This is a genomic window from Flavobacterium erigeronis, from assembly GCF_054075165.1.
This window is the reverse complement of the sequence record NZ_JBSKGP010000006.1, coordinates 354,478-373,257: the sequence shown is the minus strand read 5'-3', so window position 1 is coordinate 373,257 and position 18,780 is coordinate 354,478. Positions and strand designations below refer to the sequence as shown.

Genomic DNA, 18,780 nt, shown 5'->3' with positions numbered 1-18,780 from the left:
TAGGCAAAATAAAATGTTGTTTATCATTATAGATTGAATTTGAATTTATTAAAAGTAAAAAGTATAGGTTTTCCCTTTTTCTGTCATGATATCATACAAGTAAGATGCTTTAATATTTAGCAATTGAATGTTTGAATCTTTAGAAATAATCGGTTTTTCGGTTTCCTCCACCGCATAAAATAGATTTGGGTTTGCACCTGATGCTACTTTTAAATTTTTGTTCTTTTTTAGTATAAGCTTATTAGGAGTTCTTAATCTTAGATTTCCGCCAAGATTAGAATAAACGGTTAAAGCGATTACTTTTCTATTTTTCCACTTTAAATCTTTTATTTCAAAACCTCCTCTCGCTTTTAAACCGCTTATCGATCCGTATTTTTTTAAAGCATCAGGTAAAGCAGGAAGCAGATGAATTGCTCCATCTGAACTTTGCATAAGCATCTCGGTAATGCCAGAAGTACAGCCAAAATTACCATCGATCTGAAATGGCGGATGCGCATCAAAAAGGTTATTATAGGTTCCGCCTCCTTCGTGATTTACGCCAAGCGGTGTCAATTGATTTTGAATTAAGCTGTAGGCATGATTGCCGTCCTGCATTTTTGCCCACCAGTTTGCTTTCCAGCCCATACTCCATCCTGTAGACACATCGCCTCTTTGCAGCAGTGTGTTTTTTGCAGCGGCAAAAAGCTCTGGAGTCCTATAGGCCGAAATCTGATTGGACGGATACAAGCCATATAAATGTGAAATATGTCGGTGATTATCTTTTGGATCATCTACGTCATCAAGCCATTCCTGAAGCTGATTGTATTTTCCTATTTGCATTGGAGGCAGTTTCTTTCTCAGTACTCTAAGACTGTCTGCAAATGCTGCGTCTTTCTGTAAAACTTCTGAAGCTTTTATAAGCGTGCTAAAAACATCAAACACAATTTGATTGTCCATAGTAGAACCTGCTGTCATTGCCGAATTTTGATGTGCCATCGGTGTATTTTCAGGCGAATTTCCAGGAGCCACCACCAGCCATCCGTTTCTGGGATCTTCAACAAGAAAATCAGCATAAAAAGCCGCCGCTCCTTTTAATATCTCGTAAGCAGACTTTAAATATACTATATCTCCTGTATACAAATAATGCTGCCAAACATGTTGGCTTAACCATCCTCCGCCGGCATTCCAAACTCCCCACGTTGCGCCGTCGACTGCTCCATTCACTCTCCAAATATCTGTATTATGATGCGCCATCCATCCTCTAGCACCGTACATTACTTTGGCCGTTTCCTGTCCTGTTTCCGAAAGTTCCTGAATCATTTTCAATAAAGGTTCATGCATTTCAGAAAGGTTTGTTTTTTCAGCTGGCCAGTAATTCATTTCTGTATTAATGTTGATGGTATACTTGCTATCCCATGCCGGTGTCATACTGCGATTCCAGATTCCCTGCAGATTTGCAGCCTGTCCGCCTAGCTGCGAAGAAGAAATTAGCAGATACCTGCCGTACTGATAATATAAGGTTACAAAAGAGGGATCTGACACATTTCTAAAATTAGATAATCTCTCATCTGTAGGCAATTTAGCTTGTTCTGTAGTTCCTAAATCAAGTTTTACTCTTTTGAAATACTTTTGATAAGCGGCAATATGAGCGGTTTTCATCTTATCATAATTCCTTACAAATGCATTATCTAGATAAGATTTAGCCAATTTATTTTCATCGCCGCTTAAATCATTATAATTTACAAAGTTTGAAGCTATAGAAACCATAATCACTACAGAATCAGTTTTATCGACTTTCAGCGTATTGCCAGCAGTGCTTATGATTCCGCCTTCTGCTTTTAATTGCGCTAATGCATTAAACTCAACTTTTCCTTCTATTCCTTCATGATCACTGGTTTTTCCCCAAAGTGAAATTTCATTATTATTAACTGTAATTTTTTGCTTCTTATGTTCTGATGTAAAACCAGCTCTAAATGATAGCTGCCCAGGTTTATCTGCAGAAAGTTTAATAACCAAAACTCTGTCTGCAAAAGAGGTAAAAGCTTCTCTGGTAAAAGTCACTCCATTTACTTTATACATTGTTTTTGCAACTGCATTTTCAATATCCAGTTCACGATAATAATCTGAATAATTCTGATCTGGGAAATTCAGTTCCAAATTCCCGACAGGCTGAAACATCTGCCCATGAGATTTTTTGGTAATGATAGTCTCATTGATCAGTTTTTCGGCTTTTTTATATTCTCCCTGAAAAAGAAATTGTCTTATCTGAGCCAAAGCTTCTTTTGCTAGCGGATTATCATTTCGGTTAGGACTTCCGCTCCAAACCGTGCTTTCATTTAGCTGCAAAATTTCTTTTCCGACATTTCCATACACCATGGCGCCTTGAAAACCATTTCCTATTGGCAATGCGTTTTCCCAAACATTCCCAGAAGGAGTTTTATACCAAAGCTTTAGATCTGATTTCTCTTGAGCGAATATGGATATCGAAAACAAAAACAGAAGATTAAACAAATGTTTTTTCATATTTAATTACTCATTTTAATATTCTTCTCAGCTGGCAAAAGAGCCTGCAAAATTATTGAGACACTCTTTCACTTTCAGGAGCTCCTAAATAAGAAGATTTTAAACCGCCAGTATCAATCAATATTTTTTGAAGTACAATTCCTGGGTCTAAAACTCTGAAACGAAGCTTGTGCGTTCCCGGTTTCAAGATGGTATGTTTAGTTACAGAATGAATCATGTGTTCTGCCTGCCATTTACCTAATTCTCCTTTATAATGCCCATTAAAATTGACAAGCTGCGGTTTTTCTTCATCAAAAGATATTTCGTATCGAAGGCCTTTGTTGCTGTTAAAATTCAGTGTTGGCGCCAATAAAAGTTCCACCTTAAATTCTCCCGTTGAAGCAAAATTGATTTCATACTCTACAAAGACATTATCTTCTGCTGTTGGGTAAATATTTTGCGGAAATGTTGTAATACCGCTCAGCGTTTTTCCAAAATCCGGAATCACATCCCAATGTGTTTTTTTTGAATTATTGGCCTTAGAAAAGTGTTCTGCATGAATCGAAACATAACCCTCTTTTTCTACAAAAACTTTCGGGACAATAATTTCGCTATCAGAAAGATATTTTACCTCAGGAAGGATATTTTTAGGTCCATCATGCCAGGCTTTATAACCTATTCGCATCTGATCCATCATATGAGGCCATTTGCCTCCCGCAATTTCATTGTTGTATTTGTTTTGAAGAATAGAATCGCGCTCAAATTTTACTTTAACCTCATCTGCATAATAATTGGCAAGACTATTTCTTTCGGATGCCAGTTTATTATTTTTTGCTTGTGCAAAATACATTTCATAAAGATTGCAGCAGGCATCTATAGGATATAAAACCAGCTGAAAATATGCATCTTTATATTCGTTTGGAAGCTCATTGTACACTCTGTAAGCGTCCAGCGCTAAATTTTTATAGTCAGCAACAACTGTTTCAAACTCATTATAATTTTCTAAGGAATAGCTTTTGCTGTCCAGCATTTCTGGTGTGACACGTCGATTAAATTTTGGATAAGTATTTAATAGTCTGGCAATTTCTTTAGAATACTTATTTCCAAACTGTTCTGCTGCCCAGCTTTCTGTATATTGGAATAGATTCTGAGAGTTGAAGTTTTTAGGATACCAAGCCATGTCTAAAAAGAAGCTGATCGGGAATTCCATTGGTTTTAAATCCCCAACATTCACAATCCAGACTTTATCGACTCCGTTCTCATAACTAAGGTTCATCTGTTCCCAAACTCTTTGTATTGGACTTATGTTTATCCATTTTGAGTTTCTTGGACCTCCAACATAATCGAAATGATAATACATTCCATAACCGCCTTTATGCAGCGGTTTGGAAAGATCAGGTAGCTTGCGGACATTTCCCCAATTGTCATCACAAAACAATAAAATCACATCATCAGGGACGCGCATTCCCTGATCATAATAGTCTTGAACTTCTTTATACAAAGCCCAAACTTGCGGTGTTTTCTCTGGTTTTTTGCCCGTTTCATTCTGAATAATTCTGCGCTGTTCTTTTACAATATTTTCCAGCAGACTTATATTAGTGCCTTCGCTCATTGCTTCATCTCCATCGCCACGCATCCCGATGGTTACCAGTTTTTCCCAATTTTTGCTTCTCTGTATACCGGTTTTCCAGAATTCATCCAGAATAGTCTTGTTTTTGGAATAATCCCAAATATTGGGCAAATTATTTTTCTTTATGTAGCGGCGCCAGTCTGTCTGTGCCAAAGCCATTGGTTCATGATGGGAAGTTCCCATTACAACACCCATTTCATTTGCCAAAGGCCCGCTGGCCGCATCATCGTCATAAAATGCATTTCCCCACATTGCGGGCCAGACATAATTGCCTTTCAGTCTAAGTATTAATTCAAAAACTTTTTCATAAAATTTACTGTTAAAACCACCAAAAGTAGCTTTTGCCCAACCGCTCAATGCTGGTGCTTCATCATTAAGGAAAATTCCCCTGTACTTTACAGCAGGTTCTCCTTCTGTATAAGTTCCCTTAATGAAATAAATATTTTCCTTCTTTTTTATTGGTAAATCTGCCCAGTAATACCATGGAGAAACACCGATCTGTTTAGATAATTCATAGATTCCGTAAATGGTACCGCGTTTGTCGCTTCCTGCTATTAAAAGTGCCTCATCTACGCCTTTGAAAGGATTTTTAACCTGTTGTATGATAAACTTCTCATTTTTGCCTTTGAGTTCTTTTACTTCTATCTTTTTTTGTTTAATTAAATCATCAATAATCGAATTAGATCCGATCATTCCAATAATAATGAGCGGTGCTGCTACGTTGGGGTTCTGATTTAAAATAATGGGACGCTGCCCCGTAACTTTTTCAAAATCTGACTGGAGATTATTTACAGCCCGCAAAACACCTGCATCTAAATTTGAATTTAACAAAAAAGATAGCGATAGAGACTTTTCTTTCAGCACCATAACATTCTGGTTTTTATCTTCAGTTATAAAAGGCTGAGACGCTTTTGATATAATACTTGCTAAAATAATAATTACAGTGCTTATAAATTTCAAATAGTTTTTCATCAGGTATTTTTTATCTATTCATTCCAGATTCTGTTTACTTTAAATCAAAAATCTTTTAATTCTGTTTTTTATTTGAACAATAACTGCGAGTACTGGAACAAATCATGTCTCCATACCGGCCATGTATGTCCGCCGGAGTATTCACTATAGTTATATTCTATTCCAAATTGATCGAATTTCTGCATCATAATTTTACAGTTGTCATAGGCGATATCTTCTTTTCCGCCCATCGAAATCCAAAAATCTTTTAGATTAGCATTAATAGACTGTGCATTATTTTTTATAAACTCATATTGAGGATCTGATAATTTCGGATTGTTTGCCCACCATCCTGAACTGAAAATGCCCAAACTTGAAAACATATTTGAGTTTTTAATTCCAGCGTAAAGTGTCTGTAATCCTCCCATTGACAAACCGGCTAAAGCTCTGTTTTTACTGTCTGTTGCCACCTTAAAATTACTTTCTACAAAAGGTATTGCTGCGTTTTTTAACTCATTCTCAAATGCTTTTAATGTTTCTTCTCCAAAACCTGCAATACCGCCTGTATTTCCCATATTTCCGTCAAGCATCACAATGATCATTTTCTTTGCTTTGTTTTCGGCTATTAAATTATCTAAAATCGCATTTGCTTTTCCCTGCATGCTCCATCCTCGTTGGTCTTCCCCACCGCCATGCAGGAGATATAAAACAGGAAATTTTTCAGCCGAAGCATCGTAACCTGGCGGCGTATACACATACATTTCGCGCCATGAATTGGTTCCTTTAGAAAAGTATTTCATTATCCTTACTTCGCCATGCGGAACGGTTTTCAATTCATAAAAATCGCTTTCTCTTCTCGGAATTTCTATTCCGCTGGCCATGCGTCCCATTCCGTAAAAAGTTTCGCTTGACGGATCCGCAACTGCCATACCGTCAATCAAAAGCGAGTAATAATTAAATCCGCCGTTTATCACATCGGTTGTAACATTCCAAACTCCCTGTCCGTCTTTCTGCATATCGTACTTACGGCCGAGATCTATCTGCACTTTCAATGCCTCAGGGGCGTTGACTTTAAAAATCACTCTGTTGTCAGGCAGAATTTGGGGATATTTAGCATTTCGTATGTTGGTTTGGGCTATGGTTCCCAGAACTGTATATTTTGAAAAGCTTGATTCGTCAACAGGTTTGAACAACAACTGCGAAAACATATACAAACTGTTTTTCCATACTTTAAAATCATGAACTCCAGGTTCCAGATAATAAATATGTGGCACATTATTTTTAAATAAGTAATCGTGAGTACGTTTACTGTTTTCTAGCAGCCAATCGTTATCGCCGCAGGAAATCCAAAGCAGTTTTAGTTTCTTTTTTCTTTCCTCCGGATTTGGCACCAACTCTTCTGTTTTCTTCGTATTTGGTGCGGAAGAAAAACCGCCTATCCAGGCAAATTTATCCAGATTTCCTAAACCGAAATTCAAAGACTGCCCTCCTCCCATAGAAAGTCCAGCAATCGCGCGATGCTCTCTGTCTTTATAAACGTTATATTTTTTTTCGATAAAAGGAATTAAGTCCTTCAATAAATCTTTTTCAAAATCTGCAAATGCCTGTACTTTGTCGGGCGCCATTATATTTCCAGTAGCACTGTCATCTTTCATGGCTCTTCCGTTTGGCATTACCACGATCATTGGTTCTAATCTTCCTTCTGCATACAGATTGTCCAATATAATCTGCGGACTTCCTCCGTTAAGCCATTCTTTTTCATCTCCGCCAATTCCGTGCAAAAGGTATAAAACTGGATATTTTTTACTTTTACTAAATCCAGGCGGCGTATAAATAGTTGCTTTTCTAACTGTCCCGACTGTCTTTGAATCATAACTTACCGTGTCAACTTTTCCTGCTGGAACTGCTGGATCTAACTCGTCAAAACCGACTGGCGCTTGAACTATAAAAGGCTCATTGCGGTTATCTGATTTATAACCCAGTAATGAAAGCATTTTTTCGGCATAACGCTTCCCCAAATCTCCATATCCTTCTGCGCTAAAATGCAGGAAATCTGGAGCTGCTGCAGAGCCTTTTGATGAAATGACATAAGAGGTTGGAATGGTCTTAGGCAGTGTTGCAATGATTTTATTCATGCTCGCGCATTTTCCTTTTTGTTCTTCATGAACTGTTTCACCGGAAAGCAATGGCACTTTTTTAGGATCAAGGTTCAGGTCTTTCATTAAGTTATCGTATACTATTTTGACCTTTTTGGGCCATAGCGTATCGCCTGTATTAGATTCTCCCTGATGCAGTAAAATACCTTTTATAACTCCTGTCTTTTGTGCAATTTTTGCCATTTCAACCAATCTTGCATATGGACTTCCGTTATATTCTTTGATCATACCCAGCATCCAGTCTGGCGCTGTTTTCATGTAATTCTCAAAGTTATCTTTATCAAAAAGTTCTATTTTACATCCTCCGACAGCTACATTTACTACTCCTACTTTTATGTTTTTAGGAAGATTTGCCACCATGGTTCTTCCAAAATTGTCTGTTAATGTCAATCCTGTTTTGCATCTGCATAATGGCGGTATTGCGGTGTACCATTTTCCCATTTCTCGATTCAAGTCCGGACAGTTTACGGCTTCCAGAACCTGAAATCGCGGGTCGACGTTTATTTTGTCTTCAGCTTCTATCGGGGCAGCACCTTCCATATTGGACTGTCCAAAACTTAAATAAACATGAAAATTTGGATCCTGAGAATATCCATTCTGTGCTGTTAAAAAAAGAACCCCTATTGCGAAAAATCTGATTATTGATTTCATGATATCTTGTTAAATTGTTTTTTGAACTAAATAGAATTTCACTTTAATAAATTCAAGTCTATTGCTTCTCCCATTCTCTGATATCCTAATTCATTAGGATGCAAAAAATCGCCATCATGCATATTAGATAAAATAGTTTTTGAATCCGTTTCCGAAGACATTTCCTTATCAAAATCTATTACTGCATCAAAATGGTTATTTCGAATCCATGCATTTACGATATCTCTTGCTTCTTGTTTAAAAGATGCATCATAAAATGATTTTTGAAAGGGCAGAATAGTACAACCATACACTTTTATTCCTTTAGCATGTGCTTTTTCTATCATGATCTTATAAGCATCTATAATTTCCTGTGCTTTTACAGGAGCATCTTCCGGACGTTTAATTCCTCCTATATCGTTTATTCCCTCTAAAATTACAACCCATTTTATACCTTTCTGCGAAAGTACATCACGATCAAAACGGTCCAATGCTGTTGGGCCTAATCCACCTTTCACAACACAATTTCCTCCTATTCCTAAATTTAAAACCCCAATATTTTGAGTTGCTTTATCCACTGCCAGTCTAGCTGCCAGAATATCTGTCCAGCGATTTTGTCTGTTTGTTCCGGAACCTCGGCCGTCTGTAATGGAGTTTCCTAAGCAAACAATATTAGAAGCATTTTTTGGCGCTATCACATCGAGTCCGGTAATGGAATACCAATGATCTGTTTTAACTGCACCTGAAAAAGCCGCATTATCCAGATTATCTCCTTGTAAAATATAAGATGTTGTTCTCGATCCAGGATGTCCAGTTGTTTTTTGTGATGAAGTTCCGTAATAAATAGTTATGGCGAGCAGCTGCCCTGGTTTTAACTGAAAATTCAATTTATCTGAAAATACTTCTTGTCCTGGATTTAGTGTTATTTCTTGATTTCCATTAAAACTGAGATTTTTCTGTGTGTTTTTATCAATTGCGGGAGCCTCAAGAACATTGGCTATACTAACTTTTTTTAAAACTGTAATCTGATCACTGAATACATTTGAAAAACGCAGTCGAATATGCTCTCCCCCAATCGAAACTTTTATAATCTGACGAAGAGTATTTTCAGCCAAACCTGGAACTGGAGGCATATTGTTTGGTTCTACAAGCATTGGCGCACAAGCCCATGATCCGACCCAATTTACAGTTGCTGTGTCAGATGAATTCGCTAGTGGCTGATTGGCCTTACATCCTATTATTAAAGTGAAAAGCTGTAAAAGCAATACATATTTTAAATATCTTTTTATCATTTCTACTAAAATTTGATGACTGCTGTAATTAAAAAGCAACTCCCATAAATCATTTTTTAAATTAAAATAAATGGGAGTTTTAAATTTTTATTTTGGATGTGAATTATTCGATGAAGTGGCATATAATCCTACCAAAGCACCTGTAAATCCGCCAGCGACATTTGTTGAAAGAATATCTCCTGAAACCGGATTTCCCAGATTTTCAAAATCGCCACCATTCAAAGCATAGCTAAATTGATAATTATCTCCCGCTGCTTTAACTTGCAGGCGTACAGAGCCTTTCATTTCTATTTTTGCACTTGACACAATTTCCGATTGCCCTTTTTCTGTTCTTTCCAACAATATATAGGTGTCTTTCCCTTTCTTAGTGATACCAAAAACGTAATTGTACCTTTCATTCTGCAGACATACTATTCCTGCCAAATCTTTTTCTGATTCTGGTTTATAATCTAATGTAGCCGTGAAAGAAAAAGTATTGTGCTGCTGCCTGTAAAATAAGGTAGAGGTTGGTTTTAATTCTTTAATGTTAACCGGAAATGGATTAATCTGCAATCCTTTTTTAACAATAGAACTAAAATGTTCCCTAGGTCCACGCAATCCTATCCATCTGTAATCTAATTTTTTTGAAGTAAAATTCTCTGTAAATGTAAAGTTGCCATTAGGGAAAAAACCATCTTTTCCGGTTTTGTTTACAACACCATTTGGCATTTTTAGTTTTGGTACCATTGGAACTAAACCGTTCTCAAAAACAGGGAAAGTACCTGACCAGTCTACCGGCAGCATAAAGGTTTCACGTCCTGCATTTACTCTGTCTTTTTCGTTTGGACGAATTCCTAAAAACACGCCGTAATATTTATTATCCGGGCCAAGCACTAAATCTGCATGTCCAGCCCAATCTATTTTGTCTGGTCTGTTTTGAGGGAAATATCTCTGTGTTAGAATTGGGTTATTAGATGCTGGCTTAAAAGGCCCTTTTGGACTATCGCTAATAAAGACAACTTCACTATGATTTCCTCCTGTACCTCCTTCAGCGCACATCAAATAGTAATGGTTGTCTTTTTTATACAAATGAGGAGCTTCTATCCAAATTGGTTTTTTAGAAAGGTCAACTCCGCCATCTACAATAATTTTATCAGTTCCCGGAATTACCTGATCTTTTTCCAAATCATATTCCCAAACTTTGATTACACGATGTCCATTGTACAGCTCTTTTCCTTTGTCAGGAGCATCATTGTGCACTACATAACCTTTTCCGTTGCCATCAAAAAAGATAGACGGATCTATTCCGTCAAAAGCTAATTTAATTGGACTTCCCCAACCTTTTTTAGGATCTTTAGTTTTTACAATGATATTTCCTAAGCCTCCTGTAAAAGCAGTAACAATCATGTAGAAAGTATCATTATGTGGATTATAAGTAATTCCAGGTGCATAAACTCCAGCACTAATTCCTGTATCATGAGGATTAAACTCTGAAACTTTATTTAATACCCCACCCAAATCAGTCCAGTTTACCAAATCTTTAGAATGAAAAATTGGCACTCCAGGAAACATGGCAAATGAAGAGCATACCATATAGTAGTCATCACCTTTTCGGGTAATGGCTGGATCGGGATAGCATCCCTGAAGAATTGGAGAATAAAACTCATCTTCTTTTAGCGGATTGTTTTTATAAATCCGGTCATCTCCATTGTATACAACATTTAAAAAAATGGGAGGCTTGCCATTTTTTATTTTTTTTGTGCTATTCTGCGCCTGCAAAAGCAGTGAGCACAGCAGTATGGCTGCAGTTAAAAAAAATACTCTTTTAATGTTCATGTTCATTATTATTGATAAATATTTTAAAGAATAGTAAAAAGCCGAGAGCATGGCTCCCGGCCCCAACCAAACTAACTTAGATCTTAATAGAAGCTGCTTGTAAGATTAACGCTATTATGAATGCTAGTTTAATAAATCAAATTAATATCCTGGATTCTGATAAGCTGCTTTTTCGTCAGCAGACATTTCCATACCGTCCAGCTGTCCTTGCGGAATAGGTCTCAGATAATGATGTGGATCAATAGTTCTGGTTATAACTTCAGGCGTATGCTGTCCGTAATTAGAACCTCCTATAGAATATTTGCCAGCTATTTCATTCCATTTCTGTGTTCTCACTAAGTCATACCAGCGGTATCCTTCGCCAAAAAATTCACGAGAACGTTCTGCCAATATATAGTTAATATCAATTACTGCTGGAGTTGCGCTTGTCATTGCTGCACTGTTATCCTGTATTTTAGCCGTATTTCCATTATTATCCCATTTCCATTTTCCTGCTCTGGCTCTCAATACATTTACAAGCGATCTGGCGCTCCAAGATCCTGTAGCTCCTTTTACCGCTGCTTCGGCTGCAACAAGGTACAATTCTGAGAATTTTGCTACCGGGAAAGGTCTTGTGCTTCCGGCATTTGGCTGCCCTAGTCCTCCAGCATTATCTGTTCTGTAAGGCCCTAATTTCCAGAAACCCGGATAAACAATTCTGCTGATACCTTTTGGAGAAATCACATAATCTGCTCTTCCCGGCAAAACTCCTGCTCCAACTCCACTGTCTCCTTGTCCTGAAGGATAAGTAATTGCCGTTAGCGGTTCATCATTTAGGAATGTTAAAACAGCATCTCCCGGTTTAATCGTTAAACCATTCGCATTGGTCAGCGTTGCTACTTCTGTAAGACCTGTTCCTTGAAGATTCCAATTCCCTCTAAAAACTGCGGCAAATGTTCCGTCGTATCTGGAATCATTTGTTTTATCTGCAAAAGTGTTGGTGAAAACTTCAATAGGAGGAGCCATTCTTGTCCATGGACGCCCTAAAAACTGATTTGCTTCTCTTTGTACCGAGGAAACAGCTGCCGTTCCGTTTTTGCTTCTGATAGCAGTATAATTCCAAGTTACCATCCATCCTGCAAAATTATCTGGGGCACCACCGCTGCCATAAGTAAGGCTGGCTCCATTATAATATTCACTCTCCTGTGTATGATCAGCAAAAAGCATTACTTCTTTATTTCTGTCATTTGCTCCCGCATTAACATCGTAATAAGAATCAAGCAATCCGTAAGATCCCGGATTATTTATTCCTTCTACGGCCAGATCATAAGCCTGTTGAAAATACCATTGCGCATTATGTCCATCAGGATCTGTTCTTGGACTATCCGGATAAGTTGGAATATTATTTGGGTTTTCGAGCCACCATCCATAGGTAAGATAAGCCTTTGCTAAAAATAATCTTGCTACGGTTTTGGTTACAGTACCGGTTAATCGAGGTGCATCAGGAAGATCCTTAACTGCCGTAATTAAATCTGGAAAAATAGCTTTGGTGTATACTTCAGGAACTGTGTTGCGTTTAGAAGATCTTGAAGGTTTACTGTTAAACTTTAATTCCCCTGCCCCTAAATCCATTGGCACTCCTCCAAATGTCTGTACCAATAGAAAGTAATCAAACCCTCTGAAAAATTTAGACTCGGCAATTAAACTGCTCGCCACTCCAACTGCTGCTCCATTTTCGATAATGCCACTTGCGGTATTGATATCATAATAAGAGTTATTCCATAAAACGTCTGAACGACTTGAATTGGGATTAATAATACCAACACCTGATAAATCATGGTCTTTAAAATTCCCGTCAGCACTTTGTGCATACGTAGCTTCATCTGTTCCAGTCTGGCAGGCATTATAAAAATAAGCCTGACCATAAATCCAACGTAAGTGTGCATAATGAGAGGTCAATCCCTGTTTAACTCCCTGCTCTGTTTTGAAATACCCTGGTTCATAAAAATCATGAGGTTTTTCCTCCAATATATCAGAACAACTGCTTGCTAAAAGTAAAATGGCAGATCCTATAATTACATTTTTAAAAATATATCGTTTCATAGCTATGTGATTAGAATGTTAAATTAAGTCCAAATAAATAATTTCTGGTGGTAGGTGTGTTAGTACCAATAACAGAGAATCTTCTCTGATAAGAGGCTACTGCCTGATTTTCATCACCTAATGAATTTGTCTCAGGATCCATTCCAGATTTGTCATGATAAGGAGAAAATAAAACAAATGGATTCTGGGCTGTAAAATATAGTCTTAGTTTATCAATCCCCAACCCTCTTGTAAAGTTCTGATCTATAGTGTAACCAAGAGTTAGTGCTCTAATTTTTACATAAGAAGCGTCAAAATATCCCATTGTTGACATGTATTTAGGGTTATCGCCACTTCTGATGCCTCGCGGATTAGGAAACTCTGCATCTCTGTTATCCGGAGTCCAATAATCAACATCCACATTGCTGCGACGTCCGTTTAATAAGTTCAAGTAACTTGCTCCTCCGTACAAAGTACTAATCAGCACTCCACCGCTTTTAAAAGCGCCTACTGCATTAAAATCAAATCCTTTGTATGTAAGATTCGTATTGAAGCCTCCCTGAAAATCAGGATCAGTTTCGATAATCTGGCGGTCGCTTGCATTAATGGCGCGAGCTGGCGAGCCATCAGCATTATACTCTCCCGTGTATTTAACCTTGATTGATCCTACTACTGTTCCCTGTTGGTTAATTCCGGTTGGTCCAGGTTCTAAAATTGACATATAAGGATCGCCTTCCTGCCAGATTCCAATATTTTCATAATCATAGATTGAATTTATATTATATCCGACAAACCAATTGTTTGCTTCGTCACGACTGGCACCTGATGCTAAAGCAACAAGTTTGTTCTCATTTCTGTAAAAATTAACTCCCACAGACCATGTTACCCCATTAGGATTATCAAGAATAACTCCATTCAAAGATATTTCATACCCTTTGTTCTGTGTTTCTCCTACGTTGGCTACATAACCGCTTACTCCAGAAGTTGCTGGCAATCCCACGCGTTGCAGCAGGTTTTTCGTATTTGTTTTATAATATTCAACTGTACCCGATAAACGGTTGTTAAAGAATCCAAAATCCAAACCATAGTTCCAGGTAGTTGAAAACTCCCATCCTAAATTAGGATTAGGCAATTCTGTTACGTAAACTCCTGTTGAATTAGTACTTCCAAAATTGTAAGGTCTTGTACTTAATGCCCCAAGGGTTGCATAAGGAGCAACTGCCTGATTTGACGTTTCTCCATATCCTGCTCTTAATTTCAATAAACTAATATTTTTAACATCTTTAAGGAATGATTCATTCGAAATTGTCCATCCTGCAGATACTGCTGGATAAGTCACCCATTTGTTTCCCGGAGATAATCTTGATGAACCGTCTGAACGCACCGTCCCCGATATAAAATAGCGGTTGTCATAAGAATACATTAACCTTGCCATATAAGATGTTAATCCCCACTGGGTGTAATCCTGATCTGTCGGATTAATTACAGCTTCCTCTTCACTCTGTCCTAAATTATAAAACTGAAAGGCATCAGAAGTAATTCCGTTTCGAGTCACTCGGGAACTCTGACCTGTATATTGTTCATTTGAATACAATCCGACAAAATTTATAGTGTGTTTCTGTGCAAAAGTCTTATCATACGTTATTAAGTTTTCCAAAAGCCACTGAGTAGACCATCCATTCGTGATTGCCGCATTTGACAATGTTGCAGGATTAACGTCAAAAACCCCTTGTCCCTCATAATATCCTGCATTAGAGGTGCGGAAATTTAACCCTGTATTAAGTCTGTATTTCAATCCGTCGATTCCTGGAATTTTAACCTCAGCAAAAATGTTGTTATAAGAACTAAAAGCCCTATTCAAATTAACGTATGAATCTCCAAGGTTTCTGATTGTTTGTCTAGTATAAACCCATTGATCATCTGCCGCCATACTTACTGTTCTTTTTAAGGAACCATCTGCATTGTATGGATTCGCCAATGGCGAAGTACCTAAAACTGTTCCTGTTCCAATATTATCCCCATTAGTTATACTGAAATTACTGTTGGTGTTAAATCCAAGACGTATCGATCTGTTAACCTGCTGATCCAATCCTGCTCTTAGGCTAAAACGCTCATATTTTTGTCCGGGCAATACTGATTCTTCTTTATAATAACCTAAACCAGCATTATAAGCTCCGCCTTCACTTCCTCCTGAAACACCTACATCATGACTGATCATTTCACCCGAACCGTACAATAAATCCTGCCAGTCTGTATTTACATTTCTTTTTTCGTCAACACCATCTACATACAAGCCTGTATAATCACGAAGTGCAGCGAACTTAGAGGCATCCATCATAGGATACCTTGAAAAAACCTGTTTTATTCCGCTAAAGCCGTTGTATGAAAATGTTGCTTTTTGATTTTTTTTCCCTTTTAAAGTAGTCACTAAAATTACACCATTTGCTCCACGAGAACCATAAATAGCAGTTGCAGAAGCATCTTTTAGAATATCAACCGACTTGATATCAGCAGGATTAATATCTCCTATGGAACCTGCAAACGGAACTCCATCCAGCACTACCAAAGGATCATTACTGCCTGTCAGGGATCTGGTTCCACGTATTCTAATCTGCATGGCTGCCCCAGGTTTAGAAGATGTCTGGGTCATTTCAACTCCAGGCAGTCTTCCTTGCAAGGCTTGAGTAATATTAGCCGCAGGCACTTCATTTAATTCCTTCCCTCCCAATGAAGCAACCGATCCCGTAACGGCTTCCTTAATTTGAGTACCATATCCAATAACGACTACCTCTTTTAAGTTATTTGAATCTTCCTCTAAAAGGACATTGATTTTAGTTTGCCCATTTACATTAATTTCTCTGCTTTTGAAGCCTATAAAACTGAAAACGAGTACACCATTTGAAGGAGCATTTATAAGATAGTTTCCGTCGAAACCGGTGCTTACCCCGTTTTTTGTTCCTTTTAAAGTAACATTCACTCCCGGAATTGGGCCACTTGCGTCCGAAACTGTTCCTGTAACTGTTGTTTGTGCCTTCATTTGAAATGACACCAAAAACAACAGAATCAAAAAACCGAAACTCCTTAGATGCTCCGATTTACTTGTAATAAAAAAACTATTCATAAAAAATGGATTTAATTATTAAAATTGGTTTTTGTTAGTTAGTATTCCTATACACTTTCATGCTATGTATTTTGGTATTTTTATAAGTGTATTTATTACAAATATAACAAAACATGCTTTAAAAACAATCGGTTGTGTAAATTATTTTTTATTAAGTATAAAAAAAATAGGCTCAAAAAAAATACTTATCTCATATATAATCAAAAAAAAATGAATATTTACTAAATTTAACTACAACGTTGTAGCTAAACTTGATAAAAAAATATCATTTGATAAAAATTGTTAAAGAAAACACAAAAAGAATCTGGTGTTTCTTTTATCACTTCAAAAGACTTAAAAAGCAGCTATCAAAACGTAGAAATACAAGTAATTACTAAGAAAAATACTAATACTTACAAATAAGTCATTAATCATATCATTATTCATATTTTATAAAAAATAAAAACAATCGATTGCTTTCCATAAAAAAACCTTCCAACATTGCGATGGAAGGTTTCATAAATTAAAAACAGATTTATTTTAAAAAATTAACTACACTTTCAAATCCGAAATAAAAAGATTCATTTTATATTGTGCGGGACATAGCTAATAACTTTTTACAGCTATCATATTCACAGCTGAAAGCAATTTAAAAAATTCAGGCAAATAGTATTCAAAAATTGAAGTTGAATTTTGTGCTCCACAGCATATCACTTTCCAATATATTTAGACAATAGAATTTTGCGGCTCGATAGGAGACTCCCTCTTCTTTTTCATCTAAGGCATTAACTAGTCCTCTCTGTAAAATCTTCCTTCTAAAATTGACTTTGTTAATTTCGATTCCTAATATCTCCTCATACAAATGAATTACCTGAAGCAAGGTAAACTTTTCAGGTAAAAGTTTAAAACCTACTGCACTGCAACGCATATTCTTTTTTAGTTCCCTTAGACTAAAGTCTAAAATCGGTAGATGTTTCTCTTCCAGACAATCCACATCATTTACAGCAATCCAATTCATGTCCGAACTCAGGTTTTCATTATCGGCATCCGTTTCCCCTCCTCTTACCAAGGCATAAAATCCAATCGAAACATTCTCTCCAAACAAAGAAGAATCGTATTCGAATGCTTTTAACTGTTCTAAAAAGAAATCATCTGAAAAAATAGATTCTCGTACTATTTTTTGTGCTGTCTTGAACATTGTCTCTCCTAAAGGTAATGAAGCACCTGGCAATTTCCATTTGTCTTCCGTAAAATCACTTTCATTTTTAATAACGAGCACCTTTAGCTTTCTCTCTTCAAGACAGAATATTGTGCACTTTATTTCTATATTATTTTTACCGCTTATGTCATTGCATCTACGTTTTCCCAATTCCTCCTTTTTCATAGAAACAAAATTAAATCACTATCAATCAAACGACCTTCTTATTCCATACGGATCAATTGTAACAATTGATCCGGCTTCTAAATAATCTATTTTAGTTACTTTTATGCTTCGTAAATGGGTTACTCCTTTAGACAGACTCGAATCGTGGTAAAACAAATACCACTCACCTTCCACTTCACAAATCGAATGATGTGATGTCCATCCTAGAACAGGATTTAAAACCCTTCCCTGATAAGTAAAAGGTCCATAAGGATTTTCACCTATCGCATAGCAGATAAAATGTGTATCTCCTGTTGAATAAGAGAAATAATATTTTCCGTTGTATTTGTGAACCCATGAAGCTTCGAAAAAACGACGATTATTATCACCTGCAAGAATCTCCTTTCCTTCTTCATCCAAAATTTTAATTTCTTTTGGTTCTTCCGCAAATTCAAGCATATCATCTCTTAACAAAGCCACAATTGGCCCTAAAGCTTTTTCTTCCGCCAAAGGTTCTTCGTTGTCTTCATCAAACTTATTATTACGGTATTTTTGAAGTTGTCCGCCCCAGATGCCACCAAAATAAATATAGTGTTTGCCATCTTCGTCTTCAAAAACAGCCGGATCAATACTGTAACTCCCCTTTATAGCATCAGATTGAGGTATAAAAGGACCTTCTGGCGAATCCCCTACGGCCACTCCAATCTGAAAAATCCCGTTGACACGTTTGGCTGGAAAATACAAATAGTACTTTCCATTTTTATGCGCCGCATCGGGTGCCCACATTTGTTTTTCGGCCCAAGCCACATCATCAACATGAAGTGCTACTCCGTTATCCACAGCTTCATAGGATATCGTATCCATCGAAAAAACGTAATAATCCTCCATCCTGAAATGGTCTCCGTTATCGTTAAACGGAATTCCGGCATCTATATCATGCGACGGATAAATGTAAATTTTTCCATTGAATACATGCGCCGAAGGATCGGCTGTGTAAATGTGGGATACTAAAGGCTTTGAAATCGCCAGATCATTAATTTGCTCGAAATTAATATGTTCAATGCTTTTTTCAGGCATAGTGGTGTTCTATTAAATAATTTAAACTCTTTTCTCTTAAAACCCTCTTATTATCTCACATTATTTGAGAAAGGACTTACTTAAGATGAGAACAAGGATTAATGAATGTAGCACATACACTTACTGCTATTCTTTTTAATGAAGCAATTATTCATTTAAAATAAATAAGCAATCGGTTGTGTAAAATTATACAAAAAATTCATATATTACAAGTATAGAGAGTG

The 18,780-nt window shown here is 36.9% G+C and carries 9 protein-coding genes; all 9 read right to left on the bottom strand.

The features are described from left to right. Window positions 1-48: 48 nt before the first annotated feature. Window positions 49-2,502, bottom strand: coding sequence for a glycoside hydrolase family 95 protein (locus ACWA1F_RS14200; RefSeq protein WP_306157173.1), 2,454 nt, complete (start codon window positions 2,500-2,502; stop codon window positions 49-51). Window positions 2,503-2,554: 52 nt separating this feature from the next. Continuing rightward, a complete protein-coding gene (locus ACWA1F_RS14195) occupies window positions 2,555-5,083 on the bottom strand; it encodes a glycosyl hydrolase 115 family protein (RefSeq protein ID WP_456894438.1) in 2,529 nt (842 codons plus the stop codon). A 68-nt stretch (window positions 5,084-5,151) separates the two neighbouring features. Continuing rightward, the gene (locus tag ACWA1F_RS14190; RefSeq protein ID WP_306157177.1) at window positions 5,152-7,869 is read right to left on the bottom strand and encodes an alpha/beta hydrolase-fold protein; all 2,718 of its coding nucleotides are present in this window, start codon (window positions 7,867-7,869) and stop codon (window positions 5,152-5,154) included. 38 nt (window positions 7,870-7,907) lie between these two features. Next, on the bottom strand, window positions 7,908-9,140 hold the full coding sequence (locus ACWA1F_RS14185; protein ID WP_306157179.1) for an SGNH/GDSL hydrolase family protein: 1,233 nt from the start codon (window positions 9,138-9,140) through the stop codon (window positions 7,908-7,910). An 87-nt stretch (window positions 9,141-9,227) separates the two neighbouring features. Further along, entirely contained in the window at window positions 9,228-10,955 is a 1,728-nt protein-coding gene (locus ACWA1F_RS14180; protein ID WP_306157181.1) for a glycoside hydrolase family 43 protein, read from the bottom strand. A 141-nt stretch (window positions 10,956-11,096) separates the two neighbouring features. Beyond that, window positions 11,097-13,037, bottom strand: coding sequence for a RagB/SusD family nutrient uptake outer membrane protein (locus ACWA1F_RS14175; protein ID WP_306157183.1), 1,941 nt, complete (start codon window positions 13,035-13,037; stop codon window positions 11,097-11,099). A gap of 10 nt (window positions 13,038-13,047) precedes the next feature. Continuing rightward, on the bottom strand, window positions 13,048-16,137 hold the full coding sequence (locus ACWA1F_RS14170) for a SusC/RagA family TonB-linked outer membrane protein (RefSeq protein WP_456894434.1): 3,090 nt from the start codon (window positions 16,135-16,137) through the stop codon (window positions 13,048-13,050). Between the two features lie 652 nt (window positions 16,138-16,789). Beyond that, on the bottom strand, window positions 16,790-17,500 hold the full coding sequence (locus tag ACWA1F_RS14165) for an NUDIX hydrolase (protein WP_306157188.1): 711 nt from the start codon (window positions 17,498-17,500) through the stop codon (window positions 16,790-16,792). A 21-nt stretch (window positions 17,501-17,521) separates the two neighbouring features. Then, entirely contained in the window at window positions 17,522-18,556 is a 1,035-nt protein-coding gene (locus ACWA1F_RS14160) for a glycoside hydrolase family 43 protein (RefSeq protein ID WP_306157190.1), read from the bottom strand. Window positions 18,557-18,780: the final 224 nt, after the last annotated feature.